General features: G+C 64.1%; 5 protein-coding genes. All 5 read right to left on the reverse strand.

What is annotated here, in order from left to right; translation table 11 throughout:
- Positions 1 to 56 precede the first annotated feature (56 nt).
- The gene (locus MXAZACID_RS15155) at positions 57 to 1130 is read right to left on the reverse strand and encodes an ABC transporter ATP-binding protein (RefSeq protein WP_008495364.1); all 1074 of its coding nucleotides are present in this window, start codon (positions 1128 to 1130) and stop codon (positions 57 to 59) included.
- Entirely contained in the window at positions 1130 to 1957 is an 828-nt protein-coding gene (gene ugpE, locus MXAZACID_RS15160) for a sn-glycerol-3-phosphate ABC transporter permease UgpE (protein ID WP_008495365.1), read from the reverse strand. Before ugpE ends, MXAZACID_RS15155 begins: the two co-directional genes overlap by 1 nt.
- Entirely contained in the window at positions 1954 to 2832 is an 879-nt protein-coding gene (locus tag MXAZACID_RS15165; RefSeq protein WP_008495366.1) for an ABC transporter permease subunit, read from the reverse strand. The genes ugpE and MXAZACID_RS15165 overlap by 4 nt, the downstream gene beginning before the upstream one ends.
- 2 nt (positions 2833 to 2834) lie before the next feature.
- Positions 2835 to 4166, reverse strand: a complete 1332-nt coding sequence (locus MXAZACID_RS15170) for an extracellular solute-binding protein (protein WP_008495367.1) — start codon at positions 4164 to 4166, stop codon at positions 2835 to 2837.
- Between the two features lie 55 nt (positions 4167 to 4221).
- Positions 4222 to 4470 (reverse strand): hypothetical protein (locus MXAZACID_RS19835; RefSeq protein ID WP_205619828.1); only part of this gene is annotated, 249 nt, incomplete at its 5' end.

The following is a 4470-nucleotide window of genomic DNA, read 5'->3' on the forward strand; positions in this document are numbered from 1 at the left end:
CCCCAAACGTTTTCGCCGCTTTTTTGCAAAAAAGCGGCACCAAAAAACTCTTGTTTTTAAGCGATTTCCAGGCGCTTGCCGGTCTGCGCGTCAAATAGATGCAGATGCGCCGCCGGCAGGCTGATGGTCAACGCCGTCGCTTGCGGGGCAGGGTAGGGGACGCGGATGCGGAAGGCCTCGCCATCCGGCAGCGTGCCGTGCAGCAGCGCCTCCGAGCCCAGCGGCTCCTCCAGCGCCACGGCAAAGCCCAGCGGCCCGGTGCCGGGCTCGATGACCACGTGCTGCGGGCGGATGCCCAGCATCACCGCCATGCCCTCTGCGCCCCAGGACGCCTCGCCCGGCAGCGCCACCTCCGGCCCGGCCGCCAGCTTCGCGCCATGGCCGCCGGCGCACAGCACCGCCTTGCAGAAATTCATCGACGGATCGCCGATGAAGCCGGCGACGAACTGGTCCGCCGGGCGCGCGAACACTTCCAAAGGCGTGGCGATCTGTGCGGCCACGCCCTGCTCCATCACCGCCAGCCGGTCCGCCAGCGTCATCGCCTCCACCTGGTCGTGGGTGACATAGAGGCTGGTGACGTTGAGGCGCTTCTGCAGCTTGCGGATATCGGCGCGCACCTGCACGCGCAGCTTCGCATCCAGGTTGGAGAGCGGCTCATCGAACAGAAACAGCTTCGGTTCGCGCACGATGGCGCGGCCCATGGCGACGCGCTGGCGCTGACCGCCGGAGAGCTGTCCCGGCTTGCGGCCGAGCAGAGCGGAAAGCGAGAGCGTGTCCGCCGCCTCTTCCACCCGCTTGGCGATCTCCACCTTGGGCATCCCTTTCAGCTTCAGCCCGTAGGCCATGTTCTCGAACACGCTCATATGCGGATAGAGGGCGTAATTCTGGAACACCATCGCCACGTCGCGCTTGGAGGGGTCGACATGGGTGATGTCCTTGCCGTCCAGCAGGATGCGCCCGGCGGTCGGGCTCTCCAGCCCCGCGACCAGGCGCAGCAGCGTGGATTTGCCACAGCCCGAGCCGCCGACGATCACCAGCATCTCGCCATCGTCCAACTTCACATCCAGCCCGTGCAGCACCTTGGTGTTGCCGAAGCTTTTGGCCAGGCCTTGCAGTTCGAGTGTGGCCATTATTTATCCGCCTCCGTCAGCCCGGCCACGAACCAGCGCTGCATTGCCAGCACCACCAGGATGGGCGGCAGCAGGGCAAGGATCGTGGTGGCCATTACAAGATTCCAGGGAATGAGCTGGTCGCCGGTGATCATCTGAACGATGCCGATGACGATGGTATTCAGCCCGCCTTTGGTCGTCACCAGCAGCGGCCAGAGATACTGGTTCCAGCCATAAACAAATTCGATCACGAACAAAGCCGCGATATTGGCGCGCGAGACCGGCAGCAGCACGTCCCAGAAAAACCGCATCGGCCCGGCGCCATCCAGCTTGGCGGCCTCCACCAACTCGTCCGGCACGGCGATGAAGATCTGCCGGAACAGCAAGGTCGCCGTCGCCGAGGCGATCAGCGGCAGGGTCAGGCCGGGGAAGGTGTCGATGAGATGCAGGTCGGACATCACCGCGTAGGTGGGGACGATGCGCACCACGATCGGCAGCATCAGCGTGATGAAGATCAGCCAAAACGCCACCATGCGCAGCGGAAAGCGGAAGAACGCGATGGCGAAGGCGGAGAGGGCCGAGATCACGATCTTGCCGATGGCGATGGCGAGCGCCATGAAAAAACTGACCAGCAGCATGTGCCAGACCGGCGCGTTGGCGTTGCTGAAGCTGAGCGCCTGCACGAACACGCCGAGCTTGCTGAAATCCGGCACCAGTGATATCGCCCCGCGATTGATCGCCGCGGCGGATTGCGTGGCCCCGGCAAAGGCCACCCAGATTGGGAACATGAACAACAATACGCCCAGCAGCAAAACCGCATGGGCGAGAAAATCCGGACGTTTTTTCATGTGGTGCGGCCTCTGGTCAGGCGCATCTGCAAGGCGGTCAGCGCGATGATGCCCGCCATCAGCAACACCGATTGCGCGGCCGAGCCGCCGAGATCGAGATTGATCACGCCATCGCGATAGACCTTCACCACCAGCATGTCGGTGGAGGTGCCGGGGCCGCCGCTGGTGAGGGCGAAGATCACGTCGAACGTGTCGAACGCCGCATAGACGATGTTGGTGACGCTGAGGAACAAAGTGGTTGGCATCAGCATCGGCCAGATCATGGTGCGGAAGCGATGCAGCCCGCGCGCGCCGTCCAGCGTCGCGGCTTCCAGCATCGAGCGCGGCACGGATTGCAGGGCGGCCAGATAGAAGATGAAATTATAGCTCACCTGCTTCCAGGCGGCGATGAGGATGACCAGGGCAAGCGCCTGACTGCCATTGGCGGTATAGTTGAAATTCACCCCGAAGCGGGCGAGCAGATTGGTGATCATGCCGATTTGCGGCTGAAACAGAAAGACGAAGATCACCGAGCTCAGCGCCGGCGCGATCGCGTAGGGCCAGATCAGCGCGGTGCGGTAGAGAAAGCGGCCCTTGATGGCGCGGTTGGCGAAGCTGGCGAAGAGCAGTCCCGCGGCCATGGCCAGGATGGTGACGGCGACACAGAAAAACGCCGTGCGCAGAATCGCGGCGTGATAATCCGGGTCGGTGAGCAGGGCGAGGAAATTCGAGGCCCCGACAAACATCGTGCTGAGCCCGAAGGCGTCCGTCGCCTGCGTGCTCTCCACCAGCGCCTGGCCCGCGGGCCAGAAGAAGAACACGAAGGTGATCAGCAATTGCGGGGCGACAAGCGCGGCTGGCAGAAGCCAGCCGCGAAAGAGAGTCTTCCGCTCCACGCTCAGGCTTTGAGCGTCTGCGCGAAACGGTTGATCACGGCCTGGCCACGGCTTTGCGCGGTTTCCATGGCGGTGGCCGCCGGGGTGCCGTTCTGGATCGCCTTTTCCCATTCCTCTTCGATGATCACGCGGACCTCCGGCATGCCGCCGAGGCGGATGCCGCGCGAGAGCGGGGTGGGCTGGGTGCGGGTGAGCTGTTTCACTGCCACGTCGCTGCCCGGGTTCTTGGCATAGAAGCCCTGGCTTTCGATCATCTGGTTGCCGGCGACGGTGACCGGCACATAGCCGGTTTTTTCGGCCCAGGCGCTGTCATTCTCGGGCTGCGAGATGAATTTGAAGAAGCTGGCCGCCGCCTTGTATTCTGCCGGGGTGCGGCCCGGCGCGGTCATCGCCCAGAAGGCCGCGCCGCCGATGATGGAGTTGATCGGGCTCTTGATGATGTCCTGGTGGTAGGGCAGGGGGGCGGCGGCGAACTTGAACGCGGCGCTCGTCACCAGCTGGCCGTAGATCGAGGAGCTGTCGAAGGTGATCGCGGCCTTGCCAGCGTAGAAGATCGGGCTCGGCTTGCCGTCGCGGCCCTGATAGGAGAACAGCCCTTCCTTTTGCATGGAGAGGAACATGTCCAGCTGCTTGACGAACGGCGCGCTGCCGATCTTCAGCTGCGGCTTCGGCCCGCCGAAGCCGTCATTCAATGTCGCATATTCGACATTATGGATGGCGGCGAACTGCTCGAACTGGCTCCAGGTCGGCCAGGAGGTCATCACCGGGATGTCGGCGGCGTTCTTCGCCTTGATCACGCGCGCGGCCTTGATCACGTCGTCCCAGGTGGCGAGCGGCGCCTCGGGGTCCAGCCCGGCCTTGGCGAAGGCGTCCTTGTTGATCCACATCACGGCGGTGGAGGAGTTGAAGGGGGCGGCGCCCATTTTGCCGTTATTGAGGCTGTAATAGCCGCGCACCGCCGGGATATAGGTGGCCGGGTCGATCGCGACACCGGTCATCTCGGAGAGCTTGTACACATCGACCACGGCGCGGCCGGCCGCCATCATGTCGGCGGTGCCGACATCGAACACCTGCGCGATGCTCGGCGCCTTGCCGCCGCGCCAGGCGGCGATGGAGGCGGTGAGCAGGTCAGCATAGGTGCCCTTATAGGTGGCCTGGACCTGATAATCGCTCTGGCTGGCGTTGAATTTGTCGACGCTGGCCTGGAGGGTATCGCCCAGCGCGCCGCCCATGGCGTGCCACAGCGCGATGCTGGTGGGGGCGCTGGCGGCGTTGGCGGCGGAGGCGAGCATGGCGCCGGCAGGCGCGGCGGCGAGGAGTGTACGGCGTTTCATCGATCCAACCCTTCTGGTTAAACGGGGTCTGCTGTTAGTTGAACCGGCGGCCGGGTCAATAACAGTTCTGTGACAAATCGATGACGTAAAAAAGCCAGTCTGGCAACCGGAAAGCCGGGCCCGTCGGCGTGAACCCGGCAGGGGCGCGCGGATGATGCTCGATCTGCCGTCCCGCCTCGGCGCCGAGGCGGGGGATAGGGCGGCTCAGTTTCAACGTCTGGTTCAGCAGCAACGCGTCGGTGCGGCGCCGTCTTCTTGGAAAAGGCGGTATCCGCTGTGCCCCCTTTAAGCTTTCAGCTTGGCC

The organism is Acidocella sp. MX-AZ02, assembly GCF_000306035.1.
GTDB classification, from domain to species: Bacteria; Pseudomonadota; Alphaproteobacteria; order Acetobacterales; family Acetobacteraceae; genus Acidocella; species Acidocella facilis.